Below are 3,789 nucleotides of genomic sequence, written 5' to 3'. Positions count from 1 at the left end.
GAATTATTTGCCGATTTTTGGATTAATAGGGGACCTGCGGCCATAATGTGGGGATAACGGCTAAATTCAGGTGTGGTAGTGGTGCTGGTAATGTTAACTTTTGTCCCCATAGGCATTTGTGGGGTTTCACTGCGGAAGGTAAGCAGATAGCCATTTTCAGGAATGGGAATAGGTGTAGTCCCAGTTTTACCTCCTGCTAATTGATTAGTGACTTGATTATTTTGAACAACTACGATATTTTCATTATCTGTTAGGGGTGTATAAGTCGCTCCCCATCTAGAGGTATAACGAGCAATACCACGTTGTACATAGCCACTATTGAGGAAGAGAATGGGTAAACGTTGATTATTACTAATTAAGGTTTCTGTGAGTGTCAGACGACCAAAATAGAATTCTCCATTATTATTCCAGGCGATCGCTCCCCGGTTGAGAATTGGTCCTGATATCCATTGATTATCCTGGCGAATTGCCCCTAAAGGTAATCTATTATTGCGGTTAAAATAACCACCATTAATCGCTGCTACGGCTAAGTAATTTTGAGCAGTTTGCATCAAAGGAGCAGTACCTGTTAGGGTTTGACTATTGCTCCATATTGGTTTAATTGTCAATCCCACCGTCCTGGGATTAATATCTAACCAAACCACGGGAAAACGGTCTGTTCCTAAATTTACAAACTGCTGTCGCCATTGTAACCCTTGCGCCCAGGTAATACTTCTTTCTCGTAAAGCATCACGACGAATATCAATAACTATCCGATTTGGTTGGGGAATAGTGCTAACTTGTACAGACTGACCAAAGGGAACACTCAGACGGACAATAGTTTGATTATTCACCACTTCCACTTTTTGCACTAGTGCTTCGGGTGTTGGTGGTTGAGAGTTATAGCGTTGGAGTAAAGCCGGATCAGCAATACCATCTAAGGTAACAGTCCAATCTCGGTTCGGTGGTGTGGTAGATTTGGGGGCAATTTCATCAGGATCTACAACTTTTTTGACTGGTAACTCTTGTCTAACTTGCCAAGGAGTCGGCATATCTAAATCTAGAACAATCCGATCGCCTGTTGGTTGTTTACCCTGACGAATATTTTTAACTTGGGATGGGGGAGTAGAAATTACTAACTTGTTACCATTGGCTTGTATTTGCCATTTAGCTGTTTGAGCTAATTGAGTAATATCTAAATAGCGATATCCTCTTTGTAAATTGGTATTGAGAATAACGGGATTTGTTGCACCAGAAAACCATTGTATTGGTTGTTGAGCAGGATTGTTACTATTCAGTAAATCTATCCCCATTAATTGCTTAACTGCGCTATCACTAAGATAAGTTTGCACTCCTGTTGGAGTCTTGGTTTGCTGTAACCATACCCCTGATAAAGTCCTGCCATTGAGAGTAATTTGATTACCAGCATTAGCTGAGACTGAGGCGGAAGTTGGTAAACTAGGAATTGTTTGAGCGATCGCTCTATATGTAACGGTTAAAGACAGTGCTGTTGACAATAGTGGTAACACAAAATACACGAGTTTCATAGGATGGAGCTTTTTTTGATCGGACATAAAGGATCATTGACTAAATTTTTGGGAAAATGATCGTGCAAAACTTAGACTAACGAAAATTTATCGGAAAATTTTCCAAAAATAATTATCTTTTTGGGAAATAACCGTGATAATATATATATTGGGTTTTTGTCTTTTATCAAGAGTTACAAACAATTATTAGGCTGAAGATACTGGTAGTAATTGTTTTAAATAATACAAACTGCTCATAGACTATGATGGTAGTCTTAGGGATTAAAGCTAAAATTCGCACACTCTATAAAATTTTGGATTTTGGATTAGGAGTTTCAATCTAAAATTTAAAATTCATTTGGTGGCTAATGAACAAGCCGCCAAAATGCAAGCAACATATATTTTAGGAATTGTCAAATGGGCATATAGTGTAAATACGCTGATTTTGTGGCTGCATTAGGAAAAAATGCGGCTTTTAGATAGTGAAGTGTGATATCGCAGCGTGGCGTTCAGCCATAGTCGAGATCCTATTGCAGGTAAACCCAAAATAGGTAATACCTCAAATCCTTGATCTATAAACAGCAAACAGTAGGAAAATTGGCTTCACATTATACAGTAGAATTCTGATATCGCAGCATGGCATCACAGCTTAACACTACGTTATAGTCATAAGCTAAAAAACTTCAAACTTCAGAAACCTTTCAATTTATAAGTCCTTCTGGATTAAGTAGTTTTTTTACAGTGCATAAACAAATAAACAAAGATAGGCATTGGTTACACACTTTTGGCTAAATGTCAAGCCAAAGCTAAAATTGTTATCCCTAAATTTTGGTAATTATGTATTTTTATCCAGTGCCAAATTGAGAAATTTTCCTCTAGCAGTAATAACAACATCTGTACCTCAACATTTCAGGAATAGAGTATGAGTCATCAATCATTGAATCAGGGTCAGCAAATTTCGGATATTAATTCTCAAGACACATACCCAGGGCAAAAGTGGTTAGTGGAAGAAAGAGATGCTTGTGGAGTCGGGTTTATTACCCATCGTCAAAATATTGCCAGTCATGAAATTTTAGATAAAGCCTTAACAGCTTTAACTTGCTTAGAACATAGAGGTGGTTGTAGTGCTGACCAAGATTCTGGTGATGGTGCGGGAATATTAACAGCAATTCCTTGGAAATTATTCAGCCAAGAAAACAAAGAACAGCAGATATTTTCCACTAATCTGATTAATTTTTCTAACTTGAGTAACATGGCAGTGGGGATGATATTTTTTCCCCAAGATCCCATAGCTGCCCAAGCAACAAAAACCGCATTTGAGCAAATAGCAGCGGAAGAAAAACTAACTGTATTGGGCTGGCGAGTAGTTCCAGTAAATCCAGAAGTATTAGGTGTACAAGCCAAAGAAAATCAACCGCAGATAGAACAAGTTTTAATTTCTTGTGCTGATAAAAGCGGTGATGAACTAGAAAGAGAATTGTATATTGCCAGTCGCCGCATTATGCAAGCGGGAAGAAAAATCTCCGAAGACTTCTATGTATGTTCATTGTCAAGCCGCACAATCGTCTATAAAGGCATGGTGCGTTCCGCCGTCTTAGGAGATTTTTACCAAGACTTAAAAAATCCTGCCTTTGTAGTGCCATTTGCGGTATATCATCGCCGCTTTAGTACCAACACCATGCCCAAATGGCCATTAGCCCAACCAATGCGGTTATTAGGTCATAACGGCGAAATTAACACCCTATTGGGGAATATTAATTGGATGATGGCTAGGGAAGCTACCCTCAGTCATCCAATTTGGCAAGATCGGTTTGATGAACTCAAGCCACTGGTAAACATTGATAATAGTGACTCCGCTACTTTAGACAATGTACTAGAGTTGTTGGTGCGATCGGGACGCAGCCCTTTAGAAGGGTTAATGATGATGGTTCCCGAAGCCTACAAAAATCAACCTTCCTTAGCTGAATATCCAGAAATTGTGGATTTCTATGAATATTACAGCGGTTTGCAAGAATCATGGGATGGACCCGCGCTGTTAGTATTTAGCGATGGTAAAAAAGTTGGGGCGACATTAGACCGCAATGGCTTAAGACCAGCGCGTTATGTGATCACCAAAGATGATTATATCGTTGTTGCTTCCGAAGCAGGAGTTGTAGATTTTCCAGAAGAAAACATTCTTGAAAAAGGCAGACTTGGACCGGGACAAATGATTGCGGTGGATTTAAACACCCAAGAAATCCTCAAGAACTGGGAAATTAAACAACGGATTGCTAAACAACATCCT

At 39.1% G+C, this 3,789-nt stretch carries 1 protein-coding gene and 1 pseudogene; one reads left to right on the top strand and one right to left on the bottom strand.

Annotated elements, in window-relative coordinates:
• Positions 1-1,553: hypothetical protein (locus tag FJR38_RS04870; RefSeq protein ID WP_254449359.1), on the bottom strand; the 1,553-nt coding region annotated here is incomplete at its 3' end.
• Positions 1,554-2,427: 874 nt separating this feature from the next.
• Between FJR38_RS04870 and FJR38_RS28170 the strand changes: the two are divergent.
• Positions 2,428-3,789: pseudogene (locus FJR38_RS28170) on the top strand (glutamate synthase subunit alpha); the annotation flags it as partial.

This window comes from Anabaena sp. UHCC 0253, assembly GCF_009712085.1.
Classification (GTDB): domain Bacteria; phylum Cyanobacteriota; class Cyanobacteriia; order Cyanobacteriales; family Nostocaceae; genus Dolichospermum.
The sequence above is the reverse complement of the archived record's forward strand: the minus strand, read 5'-3'. Positions and strand labels throughout refer to the sequence as shown.